The sequence below is a fragment of the Rhodococcus sp. JCM 9793 genome (assembly GCF_055380405.1).
On sequence record NZ_AP043721.1, the window covers coordinates 2,195,617 to 2,222,573 of the forward strand.

Consider the following 26,957-nt stretch of genomic DNA (forward strand, 5'->3'; position numbering starts at 1 on the left):
TCAATCGACGTACGTCGGGGTCGGTGGGGCGGGCGCCGGACCGAGAACCGTGAGGTACCGGTCGTACAACTCGGTCCACGTACCGTCGGCACGGATTCGCGCGAGGGTGCCGTTGACGGCGCGCACCAGGTCATCGCTGTTCTGTGAGATGCCGATGCCGTACGGCTCGGACCCCAGAGACGGCCCGACGAGTTCGAGATACGGGTCCTGCGAGGCGAGCCCGGCGAGGATCGTGTCGTCGGTGGTCACCGCGTCGACCTGACGCTGTTGAAGGACGACGAGGCAGTCGGCCCACGACGGAACGGCAAGGATCGACGCTGCCGGCTGCAGTTGTTGCATCCGCGGCAGCGATGTCGTGCCGGTCACGATGCACACACGGCGCCCCGCGAGGTCGGCGGCGCTGCGGATGTCGGAGTCCTTGACCACGAGTACCCGCTGTTGGGCTCGGAAATACACGGTCGAGAAGTCCACGTGCTCGCGTCGCGCGCACGTGATGCTCATGGTCTTCGCGACGATGTCGACGGTCGAGTCCTGCAGTGCCTGCTCGCGTTCAGCGGAGTTCAGGATCCGGAAGTCGACGGCCTCGGGGTCGCCGAGGAGATCGCGGGCGATCTCCCGGGCGATCTCGACGTCGAATCCGGTGATGCGCCCGGTCGCCGGGTCGCGGTAACTCATCAGGTTGCTGCCGGTGTCGAGCCCGACGATCAGCCGGCCCCGAGCTCGGATGGCGTCGATCGCGGGACCGGTCTCGTTGCCGGTGGGACGCAGACTCGCGGTGGGATCGCCGCAATCGGGTGATGTGGGGAACTCCGTCGGGGAGGCCACGATGTCTGCGCCCTCGGGCATCGGCAGCCCGATCTGCGTGATCTCGGTCTCCGAGTTGTCGGGTGGCACGTCGGCGGCACACCCCGTGGTGATGGCTGCGAGCGCGCACAGGGCCGCGAGCCCGCTGGTGATCCTGCGTCGCGTCGTCACTGGTACTCCCGGAGCCGAGGCCACAATCCGATGATGACGGCGATCAGTGACAGCACCATCAGAGTCAACGCCATAGGCGCGAGACCGGACAGCGTGCGCGACGCCCGGAACTCGCTGTCGCGAAGTTCGTCGCGGGTCTTCTCGATGCCCTCGCTCAGCGCGGCGTCGAGACGCGCGAACTGCGCGGTCGCCTCGTCGGGTCCGGGACCGGTTGCCAGTACCGCGGCGGCGGTGTAATCGCCGCGTTCGAGCGCCGACACGGTCCGTGCATGCGACCGGGCCCACGCCTGCCGGGCCGTTTCTGCCCGTGACACGGCGTCGGTACCGATCTCCACCGTGCCGCCGTCGGTGTAGCCACCCAGAAGATCGCCGAGACGCGTGATCGTCTCGTCGTAGTCCCCGATGTAGGTGCCGCCGGCGTCGCGTCGCGCAAGCATCAGCGTCTCGACAGTGCGGGACTGCTGCGCGAGGATGCGGCTTTCGGTGAGATCGGAGAGCGGCGCCGCGCCCTGCTCGATGGCGCGTTCGGTGGCGTTCGACGACACCAGCCCGGCGATGAGGAGCCAGCACAACAGCACCCCCGTCGCGCCGATCGCGAGAATCAGGCCTGGATTGAAGGTGCGTCTGGTCTTGCGGCTCACGAGGACATGGGCGGCGCACAACGCTGCGACGGTGACGAGGAGCAGACCGATCGCGCCCCACGGCGGAGCCACCGCGGCGCGCTGCGTCGAATTCACCGCCTTCACACCCTGCGTGTGCAGCTCTTGGGCCACCGGAAGCATCGACGTCTGCATCAGATTCGATGCTTCCGCCAGATAGGCGGCACCGACCGGGTTGCCGGTGCGATTGTTTGCGCGTGCGGTCTCGATCAACCCCGTGTACGTGGGCAGCATTCGTGCGATCGCCGCGACGTTCGCGGCGCCGAGTTCGTCCTGTTCGGCCAGGCCGGCAGCCGCGACGACGAGTTCCCCGGATGCCTTGGCAACAGCCTCGAGATAGCGGTCGCGCACCTCGGCGGGCTCGATACCTCCCGAGATGAAGCCGGTGACGGCAGCCGCATCGGCGATGGACAGCGCGCTGTACAGATTCTGGGCGGCGTTCGCGAGCGGTTCGGTGGTTGCGAGGAGACGATCGTGGGTGGACTTCCGGCTACTCGCGATCTGGGCCGACACCACACCCGAGACCACCAGCAGGACAGCGAGCACCAACCCGAGCGAGATCAGCTTCGCCGGTGTCGAGTGGAAGAATTCCCGCAGTCCGTCGACGCGGTCGCCCTGCCCCTCGGCCTCCTCCATCGGCCGGGCAGAGAGTCCGACAGAATCGATCGGAGGGGTCACGCGTACGTTCACGTGGCCACCCCTTCCTAGGAAACTCGATTGTGGCGAGCATATAAGTTGGACAGACAGTATTGGCAGGCGTCCGCATTGTCGGAGTCCCTCCGGAGTTCATGAGACCCGGCAACCGACAACGTAATGGGGACGTTGTGTCCTCGCGACGGACGAGGGCGAGGAAGGCGGACGCTATGCGCGGTGACGGGGACGGCTGGGCCATAGGGCCGGACGGAGGACGTCGATGGGGTCTGCACGGTGCGGCGGGTCTGCTGCTGCGTGCGCCCGGGAACGACGGATACCCCGAGGTGCTGCTCCAGCTCCGCGCGACGTGGAGCCACCAGGGTGGAACATGGGCATTGCCCGGCGGGGCACGTGACAGTCACGAATCCTCTGTCGACGCCGCCATCCGCGAAGCACACGAGGAAGCGGGCATCGACAGCGATTCGGTCGCCGTGCGTGCAGAGCGGATCACTTCCGGTACTCCCGGCTCGTGGACTTACACGACGGTTGTCGCCGACGCTCCCGAACCGCTCGACACCACTATGAACGGGGAGAGCACCGAATTGCGGTGGGTGTCGGAGCCCGAGGTGGAATCGATGCCATTGCACGCGGGATTCGCGGACGCGTGGTCGGTGCTGCGCACCCGGCCGGTGCGGATGCTGCTCGACACCGCGAACGTCCTCGGGTCCACCGGACCGACCGGCTGGTGGCGCGACCGTCCCGGCGCGACGGGTGCGCTGCTCACCGACATCGCGGCCGCGCTCCCGCGCACCGTCGAACTTCCGGATGGAACGTTCGGGTGGGTGTCGCGGGTCGAGGCAGTCCTCGAAGGTCAGGCGCGCAGCGCAGTCGTCGACGATGCACGCACCCACCTGCATACTGCCGACGGCAGCGGCGACGACGAACTCGCGCGGCTTGCCGCGACCACAGTTCCCACCACGGCGACCGCGCTCGACCCGACGGTGACCGTGATGGTCACCGCCGATCGTGGTCTGCGTGATCGGTTACCTCAGGACACCGTCTTGTTGTCCCCGTCGACCGTGCTCGGCTGGCTGTAGCGTCAGGCGGGTAGCGCGGCTTTGAGCGCCGCCGCAGCAGCACGCGGGTCGGAGGCCTTCGTGATCGCCCGCACCACTGCGATGCGCCGCGCGCCTGCGTCGAGCACCTGCGGGAGACGTTCGTGATCCACACCCCCGATCGCGAACCACGGTCGTTGCGGATGCGATGCGTGCACCTCGCGGATCACATCGAGTCCCGCTGCCGAGCGTCCCGGCTTCGTCGGGGTGTCCCACACCGGACCGGACGCGAAGTAGTCCACGCCGTCCTCACCGTCGGCGAGGACGGCCTGCGCGCGGCTGGCCGTCGACCGGCCGATGACGACGTCGTCGCCCAGGATCCGCCGCGCCTGCTTCACCGGCAGGTCGCCCTGCCCGAGGTGCAGGATGTCGGCGCCGGCGGCGAGCGCGATGTCGGCCCGGTCGTTGACCGCGAGCAGCGCACCGTGGCGTGCGCACGCATCGGCGATCACCTCGAGTGCGGCGAGTTCCTCACCGGCCTCGAGCCGACCGAACTTCTTCTCACCTGCGGAATCCTTGTCGCGCAACTGCACGATGTCGACGCCGCCGACCAGGGCTTCCTCGATGAACCGGGCGAGGTCGCGGGTGTCGCGACGAGCATCGGTGCACAGGTACAACCGCGCGGTCGCGAGGCGTCCACGGGGGTCGGGATGGTTGCCGCGGTAGGTGGTCCGGTAGGTCGTCACGGACAAGACGGTAGCCTCTACCTCGAAAGTGACAACACGGGAGTCCCGGGGATCGCGGGGCTGAGAGGGGGCCTGCCGGCCCTGACCGTTATGACCTGAACCGGATCATGCCGGCGCAGGGAGTGAGGTGGATGTCGTGTCGACAGTAGCTGTCATCGGTGGCGGTGTTATCGGTCTGTCCGTCGCCTGGCGTGCGGCCCGTGCGGGGTGGGCCGTCACCGTCCACGACCCCGATCCCGGGGCGGGTGCCTCGTGGGTGGCCGGTGGAATGCTCGCGCCGCTATCGGAGGGGTGGCCCGGAGAAGAACACGTCCTCGGGCTCGGCGCGGCGTCGTTGCAGCGCTGGCCGGAGTTCGCGCACGCCCTCGAACATGAGACCGGCGTGGATGTCTTCACAGCGGGTGCGTCACTGACCGTCGCACTGGATGCCGCGGACGCCGCCGACCTGCGCACGATCGCGTCGTGGGTGGGGGAGCAGGGCCATGAGATGCGGATCCTCACGCGGGCAGAGATCCGCGATCTCGAACCATCGCTCGGTCCGAGGATCAGGCTCGGCCTGCTCGCCCCCACCGAACTGTCCGTCGACAACAGAAAGCTCGTCGAGGCCCTACACCGTGCTGCTGTCGCCGCGGGTGTTCAGTTCGTCCACGAATTCGTCGGCGACCTGAACGAACTGAACGAAGACCGCGTCGTCCTCGCGGCGGGGTCCGCCTCGGCGAAGCTGTGGCCGGACCTTCCGGTCCGGCCGGTCAAGGGTGAGATCCTGCGGCTGCGCGTGCGGCCCGGAGCGACCCCGCCGCCGCAGCACACCGTGCGCGGTAGCGTGCACGGCCGCCCCGCGTATCTGGTGCCGCGCGCCGACGGGCTCGTCGTGGGCGCGACCCAATACGAAGCGGGCGATACCGAGGTCACGGTCGCGGGAGTGCGCGACCTGATCGCCGACGCCGAAATGCTGTTCCCCGCGATCGGGGAGTACGAACTGCGCGAGGCGAGCGCCGGTCTACGCCCGATGAGTCCCGACAATCTGCCGTTGATCGGCCGGTTGTCGGATCGGGTGATCGCCGCGACCGGGCACGGACGCAACGGGGTCCTGCTCACCGCCGTCACCGTCGATGCGGTCCTCGCCGAGCTCGCCGACGATCCGCTCCCCGAAGCGACACATGCAGATCCCCGACGATTCGTGAAAGAGAGTGTGCGATGACCAGTCAGATTTCGGTCGGTATCACCGTAAACGGCGAGGAGAAGTACTTCGCCGAGGCGCCGACCATGACGGAACTCTTGGTCGAGATGGGTCTGCCGGAGAAGGGCATCGCCGTCGCAGCCGACGGTGTGCTGCTTCCGCGTGGCCGCTGGGCCGAGAAACTCGGCAAGGGCGCGCAGATCGAGATCCTCACGGCGGTGCAGGGTGGCTGAGCAGGCAACCGGATCGGTGGACCCCGGACACGACCTGCCGCCGCTGATCATCGCGGGACGCTCCTTCTCGTCCCGGTTGATCACCGGCACCGGCGGTGCCGCGAATCTGGCGGTGCTCGAGGAAGCGCTTGTCGCCTCGGGCACCGAGCTGACCACCGTGGCGATGCGCCGGGTCGACGCGACCTCGGGCACGGGTGTGCTGGATCTGTTGCGCAGACTCGGAATCCTACCGTTGCCGAACACTGCCGGGTGCCGCGGCGCGAAGGAGGCCGTGCTCACCGCGCAGCTGGGCCGGGAAGCGCTCGACACGGAGTGGGTCAAGCTCGAGGTCATCGCCGACGAACGCACGCTACTGCCAGACGCCATCGAATTGGTTTCTGCTGCAGAACAACTCGTCGACGACGGTTTCAACGTCCTGCCGTACACCACTGATGATCCGGTACTCGCGCGACGCCTCGAGGACGTCGGGTGTGTCGCGGTGATGCCGCTCGGGTCGCCGATCGGGACGGGGCTGGGCATCGCCAATCCGCACCACATCGAGATGATCGTCGAATCCGCGGGGGTCCCCGTGATTCTCGACGCCGGAATCGGTACTGCTTCGGACGCCGCGCTCGCCATGGAACTGGGCTGTGACGCCGTGCTGCTCGCCACCGCCGTCACCCGCGCGAAGGACCCGGCGCTGATGGCGTCGGCCATGCGACACGCGGTCGAAGCAGGGTTCCGTGCTCGGCATGCCGGGCGCATCCCCAAACGCTTCTGGGCCCAGGCATCGTCGCCCATGGAACCCTGACGCCCTGGTCACGGTCGTGGTGCTGCGCTCCGGCCGGATTTACGGCAGTCTGTGGACCATGATCGAAGTGACCGGACTGACCAAGACCTTCGGTTCAACCACTGCCGTCGACAACGTGACGTTCACCGTCCCACCGGGCATCGTCACCGGATTCCTCGGCCCCAACGGGGCAGGAAAGTCGACGACGATGCGCATGATCCTGGGGTTGGACCGTCCGACATCGGGTACCGCGCTCATCGAGGGTAAGCAGTATCGGGAACTGACCCGGCCGCTGCAGACCGTCGGCGCGCTACTCGACGCGAAGTGGGTTCATCCGAACCGATCGGCGCGCGCCCACCTGCGGTGGTTGGCCGCCTCCAACGGATTGCCCGGCTCCCGCGTCGACGAAGTGTTGCGTCAGGTCGGCTTGACCGAGGTCGCAGGCAAACGTGCCGGCGGTTTCTCGCTCGGCATGTCGCAGCGTCTCGGCCTGGCGGGTGCGCTGCTCGGCGACCCGAAGGTGCTGTTGTTCGACGAACCTGTCAACGGCCTCGATCCAGAGGGCATCGTGTGGATCCGCCGATTCATGCAGGCCCTGGCTGCGGAGGGCCGCACGGTGCTCGTGTCGAGTCACCTGTTGTCGGAGATGGCCCAGACCGCCGATCACCTCATCGTGATCGGGCGAGGCAAGCTCATCGCCGACACTTCGGTCAAGGACTTCGTCGATCGCGCGTCGGAATCCCTCGTGGTCGTCCGCAGCCCGCAACTCGACGACCTGCGCATCGCACTCACCGAACGAGGACACACCGTGGTCGACCAGGACGGGGCGTTGCACGTGTCGGGCGCCGGCGCCGCAGAGATCGGCGAGCTCGCCGCGGCACGCTCGATCGTCCTGCACGAGCTGGCGAGCCGCCAGGCGTCCCTCGAGGATGCGTTCATGAAACTGACCGGAGGCGACGTGGAGTTCCACGGCACCGGTTTCGACGACGTGATGAAGGGCAGCCTGTGATGGCATCACCAGCAGTGGACACCTTGCGCGCGGAACGCATCAAACTCACATCGGTGCAGTCTCCGTTCTGGTGCCTGGCGGTGATCGTCGCCCTGGGCATCGGTTTCGCCGCGATGATGGGTGCAGTGGCCCGCAGTTCCATGTCGCTCGACGACGAGACCGCCCGCTTCTATCTGACCCCCGACATCGCCGCCACCGGTGTCACGGGATTCGGCATCATGGTCCTGATGATCCTCGCGGCGCTGTCGGTGACGAGCGAGTATCGCTTCGGCGTCATCCGTACCACCTTCATCGCGAATCCCAACCGCTCTCTCGTGCTGACCGTGAAATCGGTGCTGATCGGTGTGATCGGCGCTGTGCTCACCGGCGTGGTGGGTCTGATCGCCGTGTATGTCGCGAAGGCGCTCGCAGGTTCGGAGGCGGGACGCGATCTCGTGCTCGAGGGTGACACGTGGCGCGCGATCTACGGCATTCCGTTCTACGCGTTCCTGGCGGTGTTCCTCGCTGTGGGCGTAGGGACACTACTGCGCCAGTCGGCCGGCACGATCGCATTGCTGCTGCTGTGGCCGCTGCTCATCGAATCGTTGTTCTCGTTGTTCGGCCGGGTCGGTCGTGAAATTCAGCCCTTCCTGCCGTTCGCCAACATCAACAACTTCCTCGGTATGGAACAGGGCGTCGACTTCCATTGGGGACCGTGGGGTTCGCTGCTGTACTTCGCGTTGTTCACGGCGATCGTGTTCGGGGTGTCGCTGGCGGTGGTCGGTAAACGCGACGCCTGAACCGTGCCGGGACAGTACGCTCGGGCAATGATCGACACGGTGATCGGCCGCCGCGCCGCTATGTTCGTGGTGGCAACCGTGGTGATCGCAGGCTGCGCGGACGGTGATGGCACGGACGCGGCGCCCGTCGATCCGGCCGCGCTCGCCGACAGCGTGCAGATCGATGCTCTGATGGGGCACCTCACCGAATTCGAACGTATCGCGACCGAGCACGACAGCACCCGTGCGCTCGGCACCGCGGGTTACGACGCGAGCGTCGACTACGTCGCCGGCGCATTGCGCGATGCCGGATTCGACGTTCGGACACCTGAATTCGACGCCACCACGTTCGAGGTCGAAGACCAAACCCTCGAGATCGACGGACAACCCCTCGACGTGCGGGCACTGGGCCTGTCGCCCACCACCGGACCCGAGGGGCTGACCGCACCCGTCGTGCGGGTGCCCACCGACGACAGCCCAGGATGCGAGGCCACCGACTACGACGGGCTCGACGTTGCGGGAGCGGTCGTGGCGGTCGACCGTGGCGTGTGCACCTTCTCGACGAAAGAGACGCTCGCCGCCGATGCGGGTGCGGCGGCGCTGCTCGTCGTGAACACCGAGGACGGTCCGCTCGCCGGTGCGACGCTCGACGAGACCGTGGAGCGACGCATCCCCGTCGGTGGGATCGGCCTGGCAGACGGTGCGCGGGTTGCGGCCGCGCCATCGGTGGACCTCGTCCTCGACACGAAGACCGAGACGCAGCGCTCCCGCAACGTCATCGCGCAGACCGCCACGGGCTCGACCGACGATGTGGTGGTCGTCGGTGCACATCTCGACAGCGTGCCCGAAGGTCCGGGGATCAACGACAACGGCAGCGGTGTCGCGGCAGTTCTCGAGACCGCACTGCAGCTCGGCGCCGAACCCGGCATCACCAACGCCGTGCGGTTCGCGTTCTGGGGCGCCGAGGAGATCGGGCTCGTGGGATCGAGCGAGTACGTTGCGTCGTTGTCCCCCGAGGAGCGCGACGCGATCGCCCTCTACCTGAACTTCGACATGATCGGCTCCCCGAACCCCGGTTATCTCCTCCTCGACGGCGACGACTCCGACGCGCACGGTGCCGGACCGGGACCAGAGGGGTCAGCCGGCATCGAGCGCACCATCTCCGGATTCTTCGCCGAGCGCGGGATCGATGCCGGCGACACCGATTTCGACGGTCGCTCCGATTACGGTCCGTTCATGGCAGTCGGAATCCCTGCCGGTGGGACGTTCACCGGCGCCGACGAAGTGAAGTCCCCGGAAGAGGCCGACAAGTGGGGCGGCACCGCCGACGAGGACTACGACCCGAACTATCACCAGCCGGCCGATACGGTGGACAACATCGACCGCGACGCCCTCGCGCTCGCCGCGGCGTCCGTCGCCTACAGCACCGCGGTCTACGCAGGCTCGCTCGACGGTCCGGACGGAGTCCCGAGCGGGGCAGCGCGCACCGAGGCGCGGGCTGCGTTCACGGAGTAGTCGGGCTGTTCTGTCAGGGCTGTTCGTGGAGTCGCCACAGTGGGTTGACCGGCCCGTGCCCGTGGCCGAGGTCGTACGACCATTCGAGGCACTTCGTCACCCATTCCTTCGCGAACGCCACCGCGTCCGGCACCGACCTGCCGTGGGCGAGCGCCGATGCGATCGCCGCGGCGAGCGTGTCGCCGCCACCGTGGTCGTTGCCCGTGGCGAGGCGCGGGCTCGGGAACTCGAGGAACCGGTCGCCGTCGAACAGCAGATCGGTGCTCGACTCCGAGGTGCGGAGGTGACCACCCTTGACGATCGACCACTGTGCGCCGAGCGCGTGCAGTGCTTCCGCGGCGTGTCTGGCGGTGCGGTCGTCGACCACGTCGATACCGGTGATGAGTCGGATCTCGTCGAGGTTGGGAGTGACGACGGTCGCCAGTGGGATCAGCGCCGAGCGAACGGCCTCGAGTGCACTTGCGTGCAGGAGGGGATCGCCGTGCATCGACGCGCACACGGGGTCCACGACGAGTGGGACGTCGGTGTCGCGGCCGATGCCGACTTCCGAGCACACTGCGGCGACCGCTTCGATGATCTCTGTCGACGCGAGCATCCCCGTCTTGGTCGCGGACACCCCGATGTCGTCGACGACGCATCGCACCTGGGCTGCCACCGTTTCCGGTGGGATCTCATGGAAGCCGCTCACCCCGACCGAGTTCTGCACGGTTACCGCGGCAACCGCAACGCAAGCATGGACACCGCACATCGCCATCGTGCGCGAGTCGGCCTGGATGCCCGCGCCTCCGCCGGAGTCCGTGCCGGCGATGGTGAGCACACGAATGGGGGTGTGGCCTTGGCCGGCCAGGGGAAGCAGCTGCACGGAGGTGACCCTACCGGTCGTCGTTCGCGCAGCTGTCGGTGTCAGCACTCTCTCGAAGGGAGTGCCAGACCCAGCGCCACACGCAAGTGCTCTATAGTGGCGTGCGTCACACTGGAAGTGAAGTTCGGGGAGGCGTGCATGATCAACTTGTCGACGGCGGAGGTGTCCGACAATGCCGATCAGAATCGATTCGAGTTGCGTCTCAATGGCGACCTCGTGGGCATTCTCGGGTATTTCGATTCCGAGCATCCGGCGGGCGTGCCGGGCAGGGGTCGGCCCGTTGTCGACTTCCTGCACACCGTGATCGTCGAAGACTTCGGTCACCGGGGCCTTGCCGGCATTCTGGTCGGCGGTTCGCTCGATATTGCGCGGAGGCGGGGCTGGCGGGTGCGGCCGGTGTGTACGTATGTGCAGCGGTATCTCACGTCGAATCCCGGCTATCGCGATGTGATCGTGCCGATCGAGCCTGTGCGACGGGTCTGAGTCGGCAAATGTGAGCGCTGCTCTTGCTTGATGGCGTCATAGAGTGAACACTGATCTCGAAAGTGATCGGTGCTCACTCTATGGAGGTTTCGGCATGAACCACGACAATCCCCGACGACGTACCGCCGCGGCACTTCTGGCGGCGGCAGGAATTCTGTTCGCGCTCTTCCCGCTCACCCGGCCGTTCGCACCCGGCGGTGGTGCAGACACCCTCGAACAGTTCGGCTCGATCTGGTGGACGGTCGCGCATCTCGCTGGTGCCGCCGCATTCATCCTGACGGCATTCGCCTTCGCGGAATTGCGCATTGCCCCGCTCGCGACCACGGCGATCGGGGTCGGTAGCGCTCTGACTCTGCTGTACTTCGGCGCCGAGACCTTCGCGCTGCACGAGCTCACCGCCGTCGACGGTGAGACTGCGCTCGAGCTTGCCGAACTGATTCGAACCGGAACAGCGGCGATGATCGCGTTCGGGGTGGGGCTTCTGCTCGTCGCCGTCGGGGTGATCGTCGTGCTCGTGTCGGCGGTACGTGCACGGTGGACCCCGGTGCTTCCGGCAGGCATCTTGGCGGCCGGATACCTCCTGTACATCCCGCAGTTCTTCGTGTCGCCGACACTGCGGATCGCGCACGGCGTCCTCGTGCTGATCGGCTGCGTGTGGGTCGCGTACGAACTCGTGAAACCGGACCAGGCCGGGAACGTGAACCCCGCCGACGCCCCGGACTACTCCGCGAGGTCGACGATCACCGGTGCGTGATCGCTCGCGCCCTTGCCTTTGCGCTCGTCGCGGTCGATCGACGCGGATGTGACCCTCGTCGACAGTGTCGGCGACCCGAGGGCGAAATCGATGCGCATGCCCTGCTTCTTCGGGAAGCGCAACTGGGTGTAATCCCAATACGTGTACACGCCGGGACCGGGAGCGTGCGGTCGGACGACGTCGACGAACCCGGCCTCGGTGAACGCCGAGAATGCGTCGCGCTCGGGCTGCGACGTGTGGGTCTTGCCTTCGAAGAACGAGGGATCCCACACATCCTCGTCGGTGGGCGCGACGTTCCAGTCGCCGACGAGGGCGATCGGTAGGTCGGGGGTCGCGGAGAGCCAGCCCTGCGCGTCGGCGCGCAGTTTCGCGAGCCAATCGAGCTTGTACGTGTAATGAGGATCGGTGAGTTCGCGGCCGTTGGGCACGTACAGGCTCCACACCCGGACACCGCCGCAGGTGGCACCGATCGCGCGTGCCTCACGCACAGGGGAGACCTCGGGGTCTTTCGAGAACCCGGGCTGATCCTCGAAACCGATCTGCACATCGTCGAGCCCCACACGGGAGACGATCGCGACGCCGTTCCACTGGCTCAGGCCGACATGCGCCACCTGGTAGCCCAGTTCCTCGAACCGGGCGAACGGGAACTGCTCGTCCTTGCACTTGGTCTCCTGCATCGCGAGCACGTCGGTGTCGGTTCGCTGCAGCCAATCCACGATCCGATCGGTACGGGCACGGACTGAGTTCACATTCCAGGTAGCGAGGCGCACGGCACCCACTGTAGGCGACCTATCCGACGGGTTCCGTCACGTACCCGTAGCGGTGGTGATCAACGAAACCCAACCCTGAATACAGTGCGCGTGAGGCGGTGTTACCTGCCTCGATCTGGACGTAGGCGTGGGTGGCGCCGAGTTCGCGGCCCCACCCCAGCAGCGACCCACTCAGCAGGCTACCGACACCCTGCCTGCGGTGCTCGGGAGCGACTTCGATCGCGGCCAGGCCGACCCAGCGCCGGCCGTCGGGAGCGTCGGTGATCGCAGCCCGACCGATCGCGACCGGCGGTGCCCCTGGTGCGCCGATGCGACCGAAGCCGAGCGTGCCCGCGACGACCGCGCCGAGAACCGTACCCGCGACCTCGGGGAGGGTGCCGCCGCGGTAGAGCCCCAGCCAGTCGGCGTCGGGCTCGGGAGATACCGCCACCGGGCCGAGACCCGGAGGAAGTGGAACGTTGTCGAGATCGGCTGCCATCACCTGGACCGGGCCGCCGCTGGAGACCCAGCCCTCCGGGGTCGGAGCGAGTCGGTCGGGGAGCAGCAACCGAAGCGGCAGCCCACGGTCGGCGAACCATCCACGCAACCGCGCCCGCACGTCGGGATCGTCGGGATCGGCGACAGTGCCGCGTGGTCCGAGTGGTGTCGCGGAATTCGCCCGCCCGGTGAATCCGCCACCGGCGCGGAGGAACCAGCCGTCGATCCAGGCCTGCTCGAGACCAGGCCACCCGGCGGCCGCGGCGTGTTCGAGCGAGCGGATCTCGGCGGTGCGGATCGGGCGTGCGGACAGTGCCTTGAGCGCGACGACGCTGTTCGGAGCCACCTGGACGAGCTTCTTCTCTGCGGTACGCACGACGACCACCGGGTCCATCGACACCAGTTCGCCGATGACATCGGTCATCGGATGGCTGTACCCCGCGGGCAGGCGATACCGGACGACGACCCGCGTGCCGAGCGGAATCGCGGCCTGGCTGTCAGTCGTCATCTTCGTCATCGTCGTGACCGAACGGATCGTCGACGCTCCCCGGCAGCCACGTCAGGCCGGGCACACCCCAGCCGGCGCGCTTGATCGTCTTCTTCGCGGCGCGCGCGTTGCGCCCGATCAGGACGTCGACGTACAGGAAACCGTCGAGGTGGCCGACCTCGTGCTGCAGCATCCGGGCGAAGAATCCGTGTCCCTCGACCTCGACGGGATCGCCGTTCTCGTCGGTGCCGGTGACCTTCGCCCAGTCGGCGCGCCCGGTGGGGAAGTTCTCACCCGGAACCGACAGACACCCCTCGAGGTCGTCCTCCGGGTCGGGCATGGTCTCCGGGATCTCGGAGGTCTCGAGCACCGGATTGATCACGGCGCCGCGCCGGCGGATCACCTTGCCTGACTCGTCGCGGTCGGGGCAGTCGTAGACGAACAGCCGCTTGGCGAGCCCGACCTGGTTCGCCGCGAGGCCGACGCCGTTCGCGACGTCCATCGTCTCGTACATGTCGGCGATCAATTGCGCGAGTTCCGCGGGCGTTTCGGTCACCGGTTCGGTGGGATTGTGCAGAACAGGGTCGCCGGTGATGACGATGGGAAGGATGGCCATGGTGAACCAGGATAATGCGCGCGATTCATCCGTTCGTCCGCCCCGTGTGTGTCGCACCCCCGTGATTGAATTACTCGCGGAAACACACAGGTGTCATTGTCGTTGCGGTGTGATTCGAAGCAGTCGAGGAGCGAGATGGACGGCGCAGCAGCGCACGGTACGAACCCATCCGACGCGGAAGATCCGCGTCCGGGCGCCGAAAACGGTGCGATCGATAACGGGAGCCCGAACGATATCGGCGAGCACGGCCTGAGCCGCCGTGAGCACGACGTCCTGGCGTTCGAGCGCCAGTGGTGGAAGTACGCCGGCGCAAAAGAAGAAGCGATCAAGGAGTTGTTCGGGTTGTCCGCAACCCGCTACTACCAGGTGCTCAACGCCCTGATCGACCGTCCGGAAGCCCTTGCCGCCGACCCGATGCTCGTCAAACGACTACGTCGATTGCGCTCCAGCCGGCAGAAGGCGCGCGCAGCTCGTCGGCTCGGATTCGAGACGACACGCTAGCGCGCGACGCTCGTCGGCCGATCGGGCAACTATGGTCGAGTGCGTGAGCAGAACCGCTGAGAACGCGAACCGGGGATCCTCCGGGTTACCGCTACGAGCCCTTGCGATGCTGCTGATCTCCCTGGCGATCCTCTTCGCCGGGCTCGGATTCGCATCACTCGGCGGTTCGGACGAGGACGCAGCGTCGACAGCAGCCACGACCACCGAGGCCACCTCCGCGGCTGCTCCGGCACCCGCGACAGCCAGGCCCCCCGCCTCGACGGCCGGGGCTGCAGGCGCGGCATCGACGCCGACACCGTCGGCGGCCTCGTCGGGATCGGCCCTCGGTACAGGGGCAGCCGACGCCGGGGGGTCGGGCGCATCCGCTTCCTCGGCGAGCGTGCGCGTCTACAACAACAGCAACATCGCCGGACTCGCCTCGCAGACCGCCACTCTTCTCGAAGACGAAGGCTTCATGATCGCCGAGACCGGGAACTACAGCGAAGGTCTCCTGGCGCAGACCTCCGTGTACTACGGCACCGCCTCCGGCGAGCAGGAAACCGCGGAGTCCGTGGCCGACGCCCTCGGAGTCACCGCGCAGCCGCGTTTCGAGGGGATCGCCGATTCGGCGCCGGGTGTGATCGTCATCGTCGCGGAGCCGTGAAACCGGCCGAGACGGACGACATGGCCATCACGACAGGGCACGCAAAACGGGCCCGGCTATGATCAGGTGACTTTTCGGTACTTCGAAGGAGCGGTTTGATGGCCCCCAGTTCCACTCGTCGCATGACCTGGCGTGCCCTTGCCCCGATCGTCGCGATCGCCGCGGTGGGCCTGAGCGCATGCTCGAACAGCGAGGAAGCCACCAGCGTGCCGGGCACCACGCCGCCGGTGTGGACGGGGTCGCCTGCGCCGGAAGGCGAATCGCACGGCAGTGATTCGCACGGCAGTGAGGCCGAGGCCAACGCCTCCGACGGCGACGGCGCGGCGACGTCCGGCGCATCGCTCACCGCAGACCTCAAGAACGCCGCGGGTGACTCCGCCGGCACCGCCACCTTCGCCGAGCACGACGGCAACGTAGAGGTGACTCTCGAGGTCGAGGGCCTCGAGCCCGGATATCACGGCGTCCACGTCCACGAGTTCGGCGTGTGCGAGCCCGAGTCCGCGCCTCCGGCCGGTGGCGCACCCGGTGCATTCCTGTCGGCCGGTGGCCACCTGCAGGCTCCCGGCCACACCGCTGTACCGGAGAGCGGCGACCTGATCTCCGTCGTCGTCCACGAGGACGGCTCCGCAACCGCGACGGTCACCACCACCGAGTTCACCCTCGAGGATCTCCAGGGCGACCGGGGCACCTCGGTGGTCGTGCATCAGGACAACGCCGGCGAGCGTCTCGCCTGCGGCGTCGTGGGCTGAGTGCACCACCAGTAATTCCGCTCACAGGGCCCGCCCGACCGGCACTCGGTCGGGCGGGCCCTATGGTTGGATCGAGTGGTGGTTGTCGAATTTCCGGGTTCTCCGCGCCCGACACTCGGTGTGGAATGGGAGATCGCGCTGGTCGACAAGACCACCCGCGAATTGTCCAACACCGCAGCGGTCGTCTTCGATGCGGTCGGGGAGCTCCCGGGCGAGACACCGCGTCTGACCAAGGAATTTCTGCGCAACACCGTCGAACTGGTCACCGATGTGCACGACACCGTCGGTGAGGCCGTCGACGACCTGAAGGAATCGTTGGGTCTGCTGCGTCGCGCAGCCGATCCGCTCGGCGTCGATCTGATGTGCGCAGGAACGCACCCGTTCGCCCAGTGGACCGACCAGGTGGTCACCCAATCACCCGAATACGACGAGATGATCGAACGCACCCGATGGTGGGGTCGACAGATGCTCATCTGGGGAGTGCACGTGCACGTCGGGGTGTCGTCCTCGCGCAAGGTGATTCCGATCCTCAACGCGCTGCTCGTCAAATATCCCCACATGCTGGCGTTGTCGGCATCGTCGCCGATCTGGGCGGGGCTCGATACCGGGTATGCGAGCAACCGGGCGCTCATGTTCCAGCAGTTGCCCACCGCGGGCCTTCCGTACCACTTCGCAGACTGGGAGCAGTACACCCGGTTCATCGAAGATCAGCTCAGATCCGGTGTCATCAGCAAACCCGGTGGGATGCACTGGGATATCCGGCCCGCACCCAAGTGGGGCACATTGGAAGTCCGGGTCTTCGACGGCATCACCAACGTGACCGAACTCGCAGCGCTCGTCGCGCTCGTCCACTGCCTCGTCGTCTACTACGACGAATGCCTCGACCGCGGGGAAGAACTGCCGACGCTCCAGCCGTGGCACGTCAAGGAGAACAAGTGGCGGGCGGCCCGCTACGGGCTCGATGCCGAAGTGATTCTCGACCCCGCATGTCACGAACGTTTGGTGACCGACGATCTCCACGACCTGCTCGAACAACTCACCCCGACCGCGGTGCGGCTCGGGTGCGCCGACGAACTTGCTGCCGTGGCAGACATCCCGGTTCGGGGAGCGTCGTACCAGCGGCAGCGACGAGCCGCGGAGCAGTCCGGTGGAAACCTGATTGCAGTCGTCGATTCGCTGGTCGAGGAACTACGCGGCTGAGACCGGCGGTTCAGGCCCGGTACGGAGGAAAGTCGTCCTCGTCGAGAAGTCCGTCGCGGCCGAGTTGTTCTCGGTAGGCGATTCGGCCCACACGGTGTGCGATCACGGGTGCGGTGAGCACCATGAACATCCCGGCCAGCGCGAGCATCCACACATCGAACGATCCCCACAGGTTGAGCATTGCGCCGCCGAGAACGAATAGGAGCCCGATGACCTGGGGTTTCGTCGCAGGGTGCATGCGGGAGAGTGTGTCGCGGAAGCGGACGACGCCGATCGCCGCGGTCAGCGAAATGACGGCGCCGATGAGGATGAGGATGTGTCCGACTATATCGAGGAAGTAGCTCATTCTTCGTCACGCACCCGGAACCGTGCCACCGAGACCGACCCGATGAAGCCGACGAGCGCCAGCGCCACCACGGCCGGCGCGATGGTGGTGTCGCGTGTGTACACCATCCACGTCGCCAGGCCGCAGATAGCAATGGCCAGTAGGGCATCGACCCCGACGAGGCGGTCGAGCGAGTTGGGTCCGGCCAACACTCGATAGCCGATCAACAGGGCCGACACGAACAGCAGAACGCCCGACACCACGAGCATCACGGTCATATCGCTTCCTCCGTCCCGCTTCTCCACGGGCTGGGCTTCCACTCCGCGTCCCGTTCGAATGTGTCGATGAGAAGTCGTTCGATCAAACGAGCCGAACGGTAGAAGTCGGCGACGGCCTTGTCGGTGCTGACGTCGAGAACGTGCACGTACATGATCCGTCGAACCTGGTCGATCTCGAGAACCATGGTGCCCGGGATGTTGTTCATGATGTCCGTCCACAGCGTGAGCACCAGGTCGGACTTGATCGTCAGCCGGCACCGCAGTACCCCGGTGACCGGGGGTGCCGCGGGGCGGATGGCGAGCCATGCCACCGAGATCGTCGACCGGATCGACTCGACGAAGATGTAGACACCGAGCCTCAGCGCCGACAGCAGGTGGGCGCGTCCTTCCACCGGAACCTTCGGCAGTGGCAGCAGTACCGCGATGATCGCCGCGACGATCAGACCGCCCAGAACGTTGGCGATGCTGAAGGTGCCCCACAACAGCACCCACACGAACGCCATCCAGACGACCACCGACAGGCGCAGCAGGTTGCCGCGATTGATCATGGCGTTTCTCCCAACACGGCCTCGATGTACACCGAGCGGTCACGCAGACTCTCGGCGGCGCGGTCGCTGATGTCGAGCAACGGCCCCGCGAACACGGTCAGGCCCAGACCGATCACCACCAGCGCGATCGTGGGGACGAGCATGCCTGCCGGCATCTTCCCCACGTCCGCACGCTCTTCGAACGCGATGTCGGCTTCGGACTCGTCGATCAATGCGGACGGCCCGATGTCGGCGAGGTCGCCTTCGGGTGCGTCCGCGCGGGCACGCCAGAACGCCTTGGACCACACCCGGGCCACTGCGTACAACGTCAACAGGCTGGTGAGTGTGCCGCCGCCGACGAGGACCCATGCGAGAACCGACGCGTCCTCGACACCGGCCTGTAGCAGCGCGACCTTGCCGATGAATCCGGAGAACGGTGGGATACCTCCGAGATTGAGAGCGGGGATGAGGAACAGCACGGCCAAGAGCGGGCTCGTCACAGCCAGGCTGCCGAGACGGCGGAGTGACGCGGACCCGGCCTGGCGTTCGATCAGCCCCACCACCAGGAACAGTGTGGTCTGCACCAGAATGTGGTGGGCCACATAGAACACCGCACCCCCGAGCCCCGCCTCGTTCGACAGCGCGATACCGAACACCATGTAGCCGATGTGGCTGACGAGGGTGAACGACAGCAGACGTTTGATGTCGTTCTGTGCGATCGCACCGAGGATGCCCACGACCATCGTGAGCAGACCGGCGATGAGCAGGACATCGTCGAGCTCACCCTGCGGGAAGATCAGGGTGTGTGCGCGGATGATCGCGTACACACCGACCTTGGTGAGCAGGCCCGCGAAGACCGCGGTGACGGGCGCCGGGGCGGTGGGGTAGGAGTCGGGCAGCCAGGACGACAGCGGGAAGATCGCGGCCTTGATTCCGAACGCCACCAGCATCACACCGAAGATCGCGGTCCGGGTGCCTGCCGGCACGTCGTCCATCCGCACCGCCATCTGCGCCAGGTTCAACGTGCCGGTCGCCGCGTAGGCGAACGCCATACCTGCCAGGAAGATCATGGACGAGACCATCGACACCATGACGTACGACACCCCGGCGCGTACGCGATCGGCGCTTGCTCCCAACGTCAACAACACGAACGATGCGGCGAGGAGCACCTCGAATCCGACGAACATGTTGAACAGGTCGCCCGCGAGGAACGCGATGTTCAGGCCCGCGGTGAGTGCGAGATAGGTGGGCAGGAAGATCGACACCGGCTGTTGTTCGTTGCCGTCGTGGATACCCTGACCGACGGCGAACATCATGACGGAGAGCAGCACGATCGCCGCGATCACAAGCATCAATGCGGCGAGTCGATCGGCGACCAGTGAGATCCCGAACGGAGCTTCCCACCCGCCGACCTGCACGACCGAGATGCCGTTCTGGTCGGCGAAGTACAGCAATGCGACCGAGACCACCAGCGACGCGACCAGCGCGACGAGGGTGACGAACCGCTGTGCCCGCGGGCGTCGACCCAGGATCAGGGTGACGGCTGCGGCGAGCAGCGGTATGAGGATGGGCAGGGGGATGAGGACAGCCGTATCCAGTGTCATCGGTTGCCCTCCTCACCGTTGTCGTCGGTTTTCCCGTGGTCGTCGGGGTGTTCGGTGGCCCCGGTGGTTCCGTCGCCCGTTCCGCCTTCGTCCCGGGTGGCGATCGGGGCGCGGGTGGGGTGGGGGTTTCCGCTTCCGGGGTTGCGCGGATCGTCGTAGGCGGAGTCGGTCGGATCGTCGAAGTCGCCGTCGTGCAAATCCTCGTAGACCTCGAGATCTTCGATGTTCGTGAGCGCCTCGAGCGGGATCGGATTGCCTTCGGCGTCGAATGCGTCGCCGCTCTTGCTCGGTTCGCCGGTGACCGGGTCGTCGGAGCGGTCGCGACCGGGCGCGTCGGCGAGGGTTCGCCGCTGCGACACCATGGTGTCTTCGGGGTCGTTCTCGACTTCGTCGCGTGCACGGATCGAGTACGAGCGGTACGTCAGTGCCAGCACGAATGCAGCGATACCCATGGTGATCACGATGGATGTGAGCACCATGGCCTGCGCGAGCGGATCCGCCATGTCCTCCTGCACCACGTTGTCGGACCCGACGACGGGGGCGTCCCCGGCCGGTCCGCTGAGAGCGATGATCAGCAGGTTGATGCCGTTGCCGATGAGCAGCAGGCCGAGCAGCATCTTGATGATGCTGCGTTCGAGCAGCAGGTATACACCGCAGGCGACGAGTACGCCGACGATGACGACCAGGGTGAGGTTCGTGGTCATCGGCGCTCACCCACGACTTCGGCGTCGAGCCGGGCTCCGAGGCTTCGGAGCACATCGAGGATCAATCCGACGACGATCAGGTACACGCCGAGGTCGAAGAACAGGGCGGTGACGAGTTTGATGTCGCCGATCAACGGCAGGGTCACCTCGAGTACCGCCGACGAGAGCACCGGCGCGCCGAGGAACAGCGAGAACAGTGCGGTGCCGGCGGCGAAGGTCAGGCCGAGTCCGAGGATCTTGCCGGCGTCGATGGGAACCGCCTCTCCGAGTTCGTAGCGTCCACCTGCCAGATAGCGCAGGACCAGGGCCAGCCCTGCGACGAGGCCACCGGAGAAGCCGCCGCCCGGGGCGTTGTGCCCGGCGAAGAAGAAGTACACCGACAGCACCATCATCGTGGGGAACACCAATCGGGTGGTGACCTCGAGGATGAGCGACCGGTAGCGCGGATCGATGAGATCGCCGCCGCGCAACCACGTGATCTCGGAGTTCGCGCCGGCCGCGTCGAGCTGGGCGGCGGGCGCGTCGGCGACGCGCGGCGCGGTACCGAACCGGCGGGTCCGGAACACCAGACTTGCGACGCCGGTCGCTGCGACGAGCAGCACCGAGATCTCGCCGAGGGTGTCCCACGCGCGTATGTCGACGAGCAGCACGTTCACCACGTTCTTGCCGTGGCCGAGTTCGTACGCAAGCTCGGGAAGTTGCAGTGAGATCGGTTCGGCGGTGCGCGCAGCCACCGCGAACGCTCCGACGACGGTCACCACCGCACCCACCGCGACACCGAGCAGGGCCCGGGGCACGCGCTTGCCGATCTCCGCTTGTCGATCGCCTTCGGGAGGCAGCTTCCGCAGCACCAACACGAACATCACGAGAGTGACGGTCTCGACGAGGAACTGCGTCAGCGCCAGGTCGGGCGCGCCCTGCAACGCGAAAAGGACACCGAGACCGTAGCCGCTGACGCCGACCATCAGGACGGCGGCGAGCCGGTTCCGCATCACAGTCGCGGCCAGTCCTCCACCGATCATGATCACGCCGACGGTGAACTGCCACGGGGTGTCCCACGCACGTAGTTCCGGTGTGTTGCTCGCCCCGAAGGTGAGCAGCAGCACGGTGGGAAGCAACACGAGGGTGACGAGGATCGTGGCCTGGGTCAGCGGCAGTGAACCTCGCTGGATGAAACTCGTCAACCTCGTCGACATGGTGTCCATGCCACGCAGGGTCGCGTCGTAGATGCGGTCGGCGTTGCCCAGAGGGGGATGCTCGAACCGCAGTCTTGCCACCGTGCGGTGTGCGAGATACAGACTGATTCCGCCCACGATCACGACGGCGGTCAGGGCGAGTGGCACCGTCAACCCGTGATACAGCGCCAGGTGGTAGGGCTCGGCAAGGGAGGCCGGCAGAGTGTTTGCGTAGGGCGCGACGAGGGTATCGACCCAGGGCGCCGCGAATCCGGCCGCCAGGCCGACGACCGCGAGCAGCGACGGTGCCGCCAGCAACAGCCAGCCGGGAGCGTGAAGGTCCTGCACCGCCGGGCTGGGCCGCTTGAGCTGCTTGCGCCCGAAGGCCCCCCAGATGAACCGGATGCTGTATGCGAGGGTGAGGATCGAGCCGAGCACCATGCCCGTGACGGTGGCGATGCGCGCCCACTCCGGAAGCACGTCGGCAACCAGCGCTGCTTCGAGCGCGGCCTCCTTGCCGACGAAACCGATCAACGGTGGGAGCCCGGCCATGCTCGCTGCGGCGAGTGCAGCCACGACCGCCAGGATCGGAGTTCTCAATCCGAGGTGTGCGAGCTTGCGGATGTCGCGGGTACCCGTCGAGTGGTCGATTATTCCGACCACCATGAACAGGCATGCCTTGAACATGGCGTGCGCGATCACCATTGTCAGACCGGCCAAGGCGGCTTCACGGCTGCCGATGCCGACCAGCGCTGTGAGGAAGCCGAGCTGACTGACGGTGCCGAACGCGAGGATCAGTTTCAGGTCGAACGCACGGAACGCGCGCCAACCGCCCAGGAGCATCGAGGCGAGTCCGAGGGTGATCACGATCGGTCGCCACGGCGCTGCGTCGGCGAACGCGGGCGCCAAGCGTGCGATCAGATAGATGCCGGCCTTCACCATCGCGGCGGCGTGCAGATAGCCGGACACCGGAGTCGGGGCGGCCATCGCGCCGGGAAGCCAGAAGTGCAGCGGCACCACCGCGGACTTCGACAGTGCGCCGATGAGCACCAGCACGATGGCGACACCGGGTAGCCAGCCTTCGGGCGCGGCCTCGATCACGGCGGAAAGGTTGTAACTGCCCACGAGCTGGCCGAGGATGATGATGCCGACGAGCATCGCGAGACCGCCGGCGGTGGTCACGAGCAACGCCTGTGTCGCGGCGCGGCGACTCGATGCACGTTCGGCGTAGTGGCCGACCAACAGGAACGACAGGACCGTCGTCAATTCCCAGAAGGTGTAGAGCACCAGCATGTTGTCACTGGTGACCAGGCCGAACATGGCGCCCGCGAACGCCACCATCTCCGCTGCGAAAATCCCCAGACGTGGCTCGTCGTTCTGGAAGTAGCGCGCGCAGTAGAGCAGAATCAGTGAGCCGATGCCGAGCACCAACAAGCACATGACGGCGGAGAGCGAATCGAACCGCATGTCGAGATCCATCGACACTGCGGAAGCCCACCGGATGCGCAGTTCTTGCTCGGTACCCCAATTCGCGATGACCCACCCGAGGCTTGCCAGCGGCACCAGCGCCAGTGGCAGGAACGCATTTCTCCCCATGACTCTGACCAACGGCGGTGCCAGGATTGCGGCTACCGCGTGAGCAATGAGTATGGCGAGCAAAAGGCACTCCGTCGGGATCGGGCCAGGCGGCGGGGTGAAACTGTCCTGTACATACCTGCATCGGCGAGGACCGTTGCAGAATTGTCAATGCGTTCGACACACGGCCGAAACGCGGGACGCCCCGACATGCGCGCCGTTCGCCGTCAATGGGCAAATCGGAATGCACACATACTAACGAGAGGCTTCGCATCGTTGCGAATCGGGGGTTGCGCGCGTAGAAGCTGTGACTCAGCGCACCTGCCAGGCGCACACGGCGCCCGTTGCAGCGAGTGCGAGCGCTGTCCACACGGTGTCTGCAGGGAGTAGCCAGACTGCTCCGATGACGGCGGTCAACGGCACCGGTAGCGACAGTCCCAGTGCAGCGACGGCCGCTGATCCGGGCAGCGACGACGCGAGCGCCAGCCCGGTTCCTGCGGCGACGAGTGCCAGGCGAACCGGCAGGGGAACGTTCTCGGCGAACTGTGGCCACAGCACTGCTGCTGTGGAAACCGCCAGTGCCACCACAAGCCCGACGGCCGCGTACGGAACATACGGGGAACAGCACACACCGACGGCGACGGCCGCGAGCACGAGCAGCGGCAGCCACCACTGCCCGCTGCCGAACAACTCGAGCATCACCGGGTACACCGCGGCCACCGCGCCGGTGACCGCCAACACGAACCGGTCATCTCCCGAGGGCACGACGCGGGCGGTGACCTCGGCGCCGATCACCATGACTACGAGCGCACCCACCGCGGCGAACCACATCCGAGCTCCACCGGACCCGGTCTCGGATGTGACCAGTTCGCCGAGTAGCCGGTAACCGATGGTCAACACGCCCGCAGCGAGCGTTGTGACCATGAGTAGCCGGGGGTCGAACCCCTGCGTACGGCCTCCTGGTGTGGCGGTCAGTGCCGCCGCGACGAGCGCCACCAGGGCGATCGCCAGCAGCCACTGGGTGATCGTCCATGGCACCGGATCGATCGGCACCCGAACACCGACCGCGGCGGCGGTGAGGAATGCAGACCACGCACCCGCGAGCAGTGCCCACGGTCCGTTCGACACCGCCCACGCTCCGGCGACCGCCGCTCCGAGCAGCACCCCGGTCGTCCCGGAGGTGACCAGCCCGACCGTGGTGAGAGTGTCGGGCGAGGCCCCCGTCGGCACGAGGTACCGGATGGAACCCAGCACGAGCACGGCGCCGGCACCCAACGACCATGCCGTCCGCGGTGAACCCGACCGTTGCAGACCCACCACCGAGACCACAGCGAGGACCGCCGTGATCATCGGCGAGAAGTCGCTTCGCGTGCCGGTCGGGAGTGCCGTCTCACCGACCATCAGGACGAATACCGCGACCGCAGAGGCACATGCGGCCGCGGCGAGCGCAGCCGGTGCATTCGCCCGGACGGACGTCGAGGTCGGTGACATGTCAGCGTCCGTCCGCGTACGCCCGCAGATGCTCGACCTGGACGGGATCGAGCGACGGCCGGACGGTCTCGCGGGCGGCGGCGACGTCCTCGGCGGTCACGGCGGCCGCATCGACCCGCCGCCGCATCGCGGCCAGCGCGGCTTCGCGCAGCACGGCCGAGCAGTCGGCCGCCGAATAGCCGTCGAGTTCCTCCGCGAGCGCATCGAGGTCGACGTCGTCGTCCAACGGCACCGACCGGCCGGCGGTCTTCAGGATCGCGGCGCGCGCCTCGCCGTCCGGCGGCGGCACGAACACCAGCCGCTCGAGCCGCCCGGGGCGCAGCAGCGCCGGATCGATCAGGTCCGGGCGGTTGGTCGCACCGACCACCACGACGTCGCGCAGGGGCTCGACGCCGTCGAGTTCGGTCAGCAACGACGCCACGACCCGATCAGATACTCCGGAGTCCGAACTCTGCCCGCGGCGTGGCGCGAGGGCGTCGATCTCGTCGAGGAACACGAGCGAGGGCGCAGAATCCCGCGCGCGCTGGAACAGTTCTCGCACCGCCTTCTCCGATGCCCCGACCCATTTGTCCATCAGTTCGGCGCCCTTGACGGCGTGCACGCTCAGCCGTCCGGTACTGGCCAGTGCGCGCACGAGGAACGTCTTGCCGCAGCCGGGCGGGCCGTACAGCAGCACCCCGCGAGGCGGATCGACACCCAGGCGCGCGAACGAGTCGGGATGCTGCAGTGGCCACAGCACGGCCTCGGTCAGTGCCTGCTTCGTCTCGACCATGTCGCCCACGTCGTCGAGGCTGACGCTGCCGATCGCCAGTTCCTCGGATCCGGAGCGAGACAGCGGCCGGATCACCTCGAGCGCGCCGACGAGGTCATCCTGCGTCAGCTTCGGTTCGTCGGTGTCGCGGCTCGCGCGGGACGCGGCCCGAAGTGCGGCCTCGCGGCACAGCGCGGCCAGGTCGGCGACCACGAAGCCGGGGGTGCGTTCGGCAATCGCATCGAGGTCGAGGCCGGTGGAGGGCACCGCCCGAAGCAACACTTCGAGTTGGGCTCGGCGAGTGGCGCCGTCGGGCAGCGGCAACGACAGTTCACGGTCGCAGATCTCGGGTGTACGCACCCGCGGATCGACGCTGTCGGGTGCGGCGGAGGTCGCGACCAGTGCAACACCGTCGGTCTCGATCGCGCGGCGGAGTTGCTCGAGGATCAGTGTCGACACCGGCTCCGCGTTGGCGGGCAGGACAGTGTCCACATCGGTGACGAGGAGGATACCCCCGCTTCGCACCGCATCGACGGCTGTGGTGATCCGCGCCAGCCGATCGGCGGCGGCGAGTGCGCCGATGCTCGGGCCGTCGACTTCGACGACACGGCGGTTCGCGACAACCGCCCGCGCAAAAGTGGTCTTACCGACTCCGGCGGGCCCGGTGATCATCACACCGAGATGGGGAGACGCGCCGAGGGTGCGCAGCAGTTCGGGCTCGTCGAGGGCGAGCTTGAGCCATTCGGCCAGCTTGCCGACCTGCGCCTGCAGGCCGACGAGATCTTCGACGGGCGGCGTCGACGGCCGGTGCGTCTCGGTCTCGGGCGTGTCCTCGGAGAACGGTGCGGTGACCGTCGGCGCGACAAGTGTGGCTCGAGTGCCGGTGACGTTCCCGGTTCCCCAGGACACTGCGGTGTTCGGCTGGATGCTGACCGGTCCGGACGGATCGACCGCCGAGACGGTGAGCAATTCCGTCGTCCAGGCGATACCGAAGGTCCGCGACAGTGCACGCGTGGTGTCGGCGCTGCTGGTGCCGGGGCCGAGGTCGCGCGGCAGTAGCGACACCGCGTCGCCGACGGTGACGACCTTGCCGAGCAGCGCCTGACGCAAGGTGGCCTCGGGGATCGAGGTGCTGGCGAGGGTCGAGCCGGAGACCGTCACCGCGCGTGCCCCGTACACGGTTACGGGTGCGACGCCCACGGTGGAGTTCTCGCGCAGCCCGGTGTTGGAGAGGGTGACGTCGTCGAGGAGGACCGTCCCGGTGGGAGTGCCGGCCGGTGCGTGTCCGGCGACGGCAGCGGTGCGCCGCGCCCCGGTAAGTGCGATCGCGTCCCATTCGCGGAGTCCGAGCGCGGTGAGCACCTCCGGGTGGAGACGGACGACCCCGCGGCGGGCATCTGCCGCGGAAGTGTTGAGCCGGACGGTCAGCGCGAGTTGAGGGGTGGTCACCCGC

Annotated in this window: 28 protein-coding genes and 1 riboswitch; of the genes, 13 read left to right on the top strand and 15 right to left on the bottom strand. The window is 67.2% G+C overall.

Going from position 1 to position 26,957, the window contains the following annotated elements; genetic code table 11:
• On the bottom strand, positions 1-975 hold the full coding sequence (locus ACZ46K_RS12265; RefSeq protein ID WP_464748458.1) for a glutamate ABC transporter substrate-binding protein: 975 nt from the start codon (positions 973-975) through the stop codon (positions 1-3).
• On the bottom strand, positions 972-2,324 hold the full coding sequence (locus tag ACZ46K_RS12270; RefSeq protein ID WP_464748460.1) for a hypothetical protein: 1,353 nt from the start codon (positions 2,322-2,324) through the stop codon (positions 972-974). The genes ACZ46K_RS12265 and ACZ46K_RS12270 overlap by 4 nt, the downstream gene beginning before the upstream one ends.
• Before the next feature lie 173 nt (positions 2,325-2,497).
• On the opposite strand from ACZ46K_RS12270, the gene ACZ46K_RS12275 reads away from it, so the two are divergent.
• A complete protein-coding gene (locus ACZ46K_RS12275; RefSeq protein ID WP_464748462.1) occupies positions 2,498-3,364 on the top strand; it encodes an NUDIX hydrolase in 867 nt (288 codons plus the stop codon).
• Between the two features lie 2 nt (positions 3,365-3,366).
• On the opposite strand, the gene thiE is transcribed toward ACZ46K_RS12275, so the two are convergent.
• Positions 3,367-4,068 carry a thiamine phosphate synthase gene (thiE, locus tag ACZ46K_RS12280; protein ID WP_464748463.1) on the bottom strand — a complete coding sequence of 234 codons (702 nt, stop codon included), beginning with the start codon at positions 4,066-4,068 and terminating at the stop codon, positions 3,367-3,369.
• A gap of 26 nt (positions 4,069-4,094) precedes the next feature.
• A riboswitch (TPP riboswitch) is annotated at positions 4,095-4,209 on the top strand.
• Between thiE and thiO the strand changes: the two genes are divergently transcribed.
• The 6 genes from thiO to ACZ46K_RS12310 all read left to right on the top strand — a co-directional run bounded on the left by thiO (position 4,205) and on the right by ACZ46K_RS12310 (position 9,532).
• The gene (thiO, locus tag ACZ46K_RS12285) at positions 4,205-5,269 is read left to right on the top strand and encodes a glycine oxidase ThiO (protein ID WP_464748465.1); all 1,065 of its coding nucleotides are present in this window, start codon (positions 4,205-4,207) and stop codon (positions 5,267-5,269) included. (Overlaps the previous riboswitch by 5 nt.)
• Positions 5,266-5,481 carry a sulfur carrier protein ThiS gene (gene thiS, locus ACZ46K_RS12290; RefSeq protein ID WP_464748467.1) on the top strand — a complete coding sequence of 72 codons (216 nt, stop codon included), beginning with the start codon at positions 5,266-5,268 and terminating at the stop codon, positions 5,479-5,481. The genes thiO and thiS overlap by 4 nt, the downstream gene beginning before the upstream one ends.
• Positions 5,474-6,271, top strand: a complete 798-nt coding sequence (thiG, locus tag ACZ46K_RS12295; protein WP_054807084.1) for a thiazole synthase — start codon at positions 5,474-5,476, stop codon at positions 6,269-6,271. The genes thiS and thiG overlap by 8 nt, the downstream gene beginning before the upstream one ends.
• Before the next feature lie 58 nt (positions 6,272-6,329).
• Positions 6,330-7,259 carry an ABC transporter ATP-binding protein gene (locus ACZ46K_RS12300; RefSeq protein ID WP_464748469.1) on the top strand — a complete coding sequence of 310 codons (930 nt, stop codon included), beginning with the start codon at positions 6,330-6,332 and terminating at the stop codon, positions 7,257-7,259.
• Entirely contained in the window at positions 7,259-8,038 is a 780-nt protein-coding gene (locus ACZ46K_RS12305; protein ID WP_054807085.1) for an ABC transporter permease, read from the top strand. Before ACZ46K_RS12300 ends, ACZ46K_RS12305 begins: the two co-directional genes overlap by 1 nt.
• Before the next feature lie 27 nt (positions 8,039-8,065).
• A complete protein-coding gene (locus tag ACZ46K_RS12310; protein WP_464748471.1) occupies positions 8,066-9,532 on the top strand; it encodes a M28 family peptidase in 1,467 nt (488 codons plus the stop codon).
• A gap of 13 nt (positions 9,533-9,545) precedes the next feature.
• Here ACZ46K_RS12310 and thiD read toward each other — a convergent pair whose 3' ends face one another.
• On the bottom strand, positions 9,546-10,394 hold the full coding sequence (gene thiD / locus ACZ46K_RS12315; RefSeq protein WP_054807088.1) for a bifunctional hydroxymethylpyrimidine kinase/phosphomethylpyrimidine kinase: 849 nt from the start codon (positions 10,392-10,394) through the stop codon (positions 9,546-9,548).
• 138 nt (positions 10,395-10,532) lie between these two features.
• Here thiD and ACZ46K_RS12320 point away from each other — a divergent pair, with 138 nt between their 5' ends.
• Positions 10,533-10,877, top strand: coding sequence for a GNAT family N-acetyltransferase (locus tag ACZ46K_RS12320; protein WP_054807089.1), 345 nt, complete (start codon positions 10,533-10,535; stop codon positions 10,875-10,877).
• A gap of 94 nt (positions 10,878-10,971) precedes the next feature.
• Positions 10,972-11,631 (top strand): hypothetical protein, encoded by a 660-nt coding sequence (locus ACZ46K_RS12325; RefSeq protein WP_054807086.1) that lies wholly within the window; start codon positions 10,972-10,974, stop codon positions 11,629-11,631.
• Here the strand turns inward: ACZ46K_RS12325 and ACZ46K_RS12330 are convergent.
• The 3 genes from ACZ46K_RS12330 to ACZ46K_RS12340 are packed head-to-tail and all read right to left on the bottom strand — an operon-like array spanning position 11,598 to position 13,981.
• Positions 11,598-12,401, bottom strand: a complete 804-nt coding sequence (locus ACZ46K_RS12330) for an exodeoxyribonuclease III (protein WP_054807090.1) — start codon at positions 12,399-12,401, stop codon at positions 11,598-11,600. The genes ACZ46K_RS12325 and ACZ46K_RS12330 overlap by 34 nt on opposite strands.
• Positions 12,402-12,420: 19 nt before the next feature.
• Positions 12,421-13,386: an N-acetylglutamate synthase, CG3035 family gene (locus ACZ46K_RS12335; RefSeq protein WP_464748473.1), complete on the bottom strand. Its 966-nt coding sequence runs from the start codon at positions 13,384-13,386 to the stop codon at positions 12,421-12,423.
• Positions 13,376-13,981, bottom strand: coding sequence for a peptide deformylase (locus tag ACZ46K_RS12340; protein ID WP_054807981.1), 606 nt, complete (start codon positions 13,979-13,981; stop codon positions 13,376-13,378). The genes ACZ46K_RS12335 and ACZ46K_RS12340 overlap by 11 nt, the downstream gene beginning before the upstream one ends.
• Before the next feature lie 135 nt (positions 13,982-14,116).
• On the opposite strand from ACZ46K_RS12340, the gene ACZ46K_RS12345 reads away from it, so the two are divergent.
• The 4 genes from ACZ46K_RS12345 to ACZ46K_RS12360 all read left to right on the top strand — a co-directional run bounded on the left by ACZ46K_RS12345 (position 14,117) and on the right by ACZ46K_RS12360 (position 17,074).
• Complete coding sequence (locus ACZ46K_RS12345) at positions 14,117-14,482, top strand: DUF3263 domain-containing protein (protein ID WP_464748475.1); 366 nt, start codon at positions 14,117-14,119, stop codon at positions 14,480-14,482.
• 31 nt (positions 14,483-14,513) lie between these two features.
• Positions 14,514-15,125 carry a LytR C-terminal domain-containing protein gene (locus tag ACZ46K_RS12350; RefSeq protein ID WP_464748477.1) on the top strand — a complete coding sequence of 204 codons (612 nt, stop codon included), beginning with the start codon at positions 14,514-14,516 and terminating at the stop codon, positions 15,123-15,125.
• Positions 15,126-15,223: 98 nt separating this feature from the next.
• A complete protein-coding gene (locus tag ACZ46K_RS12355; protein WP_464748479.1) occupies positions 15,224-15,874 on the top strand; it encodes a superoxide dismutase family protein in 651 nt (216 codons plus the stop codon).
• Positions 15,875-15,952: 78 nt separating this feature from the next.
• Positions 15,953-17,074, top strand: coding sequence for a glutamate--cysteine ligase (locus ACZ46K_RS12360; RefSeq protein ID WP_054807385.1), 1,122 nt, complete (start codon positions 15,953-15,955; stop codon positions 17,072-17,074).
• Positions 17,075-17,084: 10 nt separating this feature from the next.
• Here the strand turns inward: ACZ46K_RS12360 and mnhG are convergent, their stop codons facing one another.
• The 8 genes from mnhG to ACZ46K_RS12400 form a co-directional block, all read right to left on the bottom strand.
• Complete coding sequence (mnhG, locus tag ACZ46K_RS12365) at positions 17,085-17,420, bottom strand: monovalent cation/H(+) antiporter subunit G (protein ID WP_054807386.1); 336 nt, start codon at positions 17,418-17,420, stop codon at positions 17,085-17,087.
• On the bottom strand, positions 17,417-17,677 hold the full coding sequence (locus ACZ46K_RS12370; protein ID WP_054807388.1) for a monovalent cation/H+ antiporter complex subunit F: 261 nt from the start codon (positions 17,675-17,677) through the stop codon (positions 17,417-17,419). Before ACZ46K_RS12370 ends, mnhG begins: the two co-directional genes overlap by 4 nt.
• Positions 17,674-18,222, bottom strand: coding sequence for a Na+/H+ antiporter subunit E (locus tag ACZ46K_RS12375; protein WP_054807389.1), 549 nt, complete (start codon positions 18,220-18,222; stop codon positions 17,674-17,676). The genes ACZ46K_RS12370 and ACZ46K_RS12375 overlap by 4 nt, the downstream gene beginning before the upstream one ends.
• Positions 18,222-19,808: a Na+/H+ antiporter subunit D gene (locus ACZ46K_RS12380; RefSeq protein WP_054807387.1), complete on the bottom strand. Its 1,587-nt coding sequence runs from the start codon at positions 19,806-19,808 to the stop codon at positions 18,222-18,224. Before ACZ46K_RS12380 ends, ACZ46K_RS12375 begins: the two co-directional genes overlap by 1 nt.
• Complete coding sequence (locus tag ACZ46K_RS12385; protein WP_464748481.1) at positions 19,805-20,512, bottom strand: Na(+)/H(+) antiporter subunit C; 708 nt, start codon at positions 20,510-20,512, stop codon at positions 19,805-19,807. The genes ACZ46K_RS12380 and ACZ46K_RS12385 overlap by 4 nt, the downstream gene beginning before the upstream one ends.
• A complete protein-coding gene (locus tag ACZ46K_RS12390) occupies positions 20,509-23,346 on the bottom strand; it encodes a Na+/H+ antiporter subunit A (RefSeq protein ID WP_464748483.1) in 2,838 nt (945 codons plus the stop codon). Before ACZ46K_RS12390 ends, ACZ46K_RS12385 begins: the two co-directional genes overlap by 4 nt.
• A 228-nt stretch (positions 23,347-23,574) precedes the next feature.
• Positions 23,575-24,753, bottom strand: coding sequence for a hypothetical protein (locus ACZ46K_RS12395; protein ID WP_464748485.1), 1,179 nt, complete (start codon positions 24,751-24,753; stop codon positions 23,575-23,577).
• A gap of 1 nt (position 24,754) precedes the next feature.
• Positions 24,755-26,953, bottom strand: a complete 2,199-nt coding sequence (locus ACZ46K_RS12400) for an AAA family ATPase (RefSeq protein ID WP_464748486.1) — start codon at positions 26,951-26,953, stop codon at positions 24,755-24,757.
• Between the last annotated feature and the right edge of the window lie 4 nt (positions 26,954-26,957).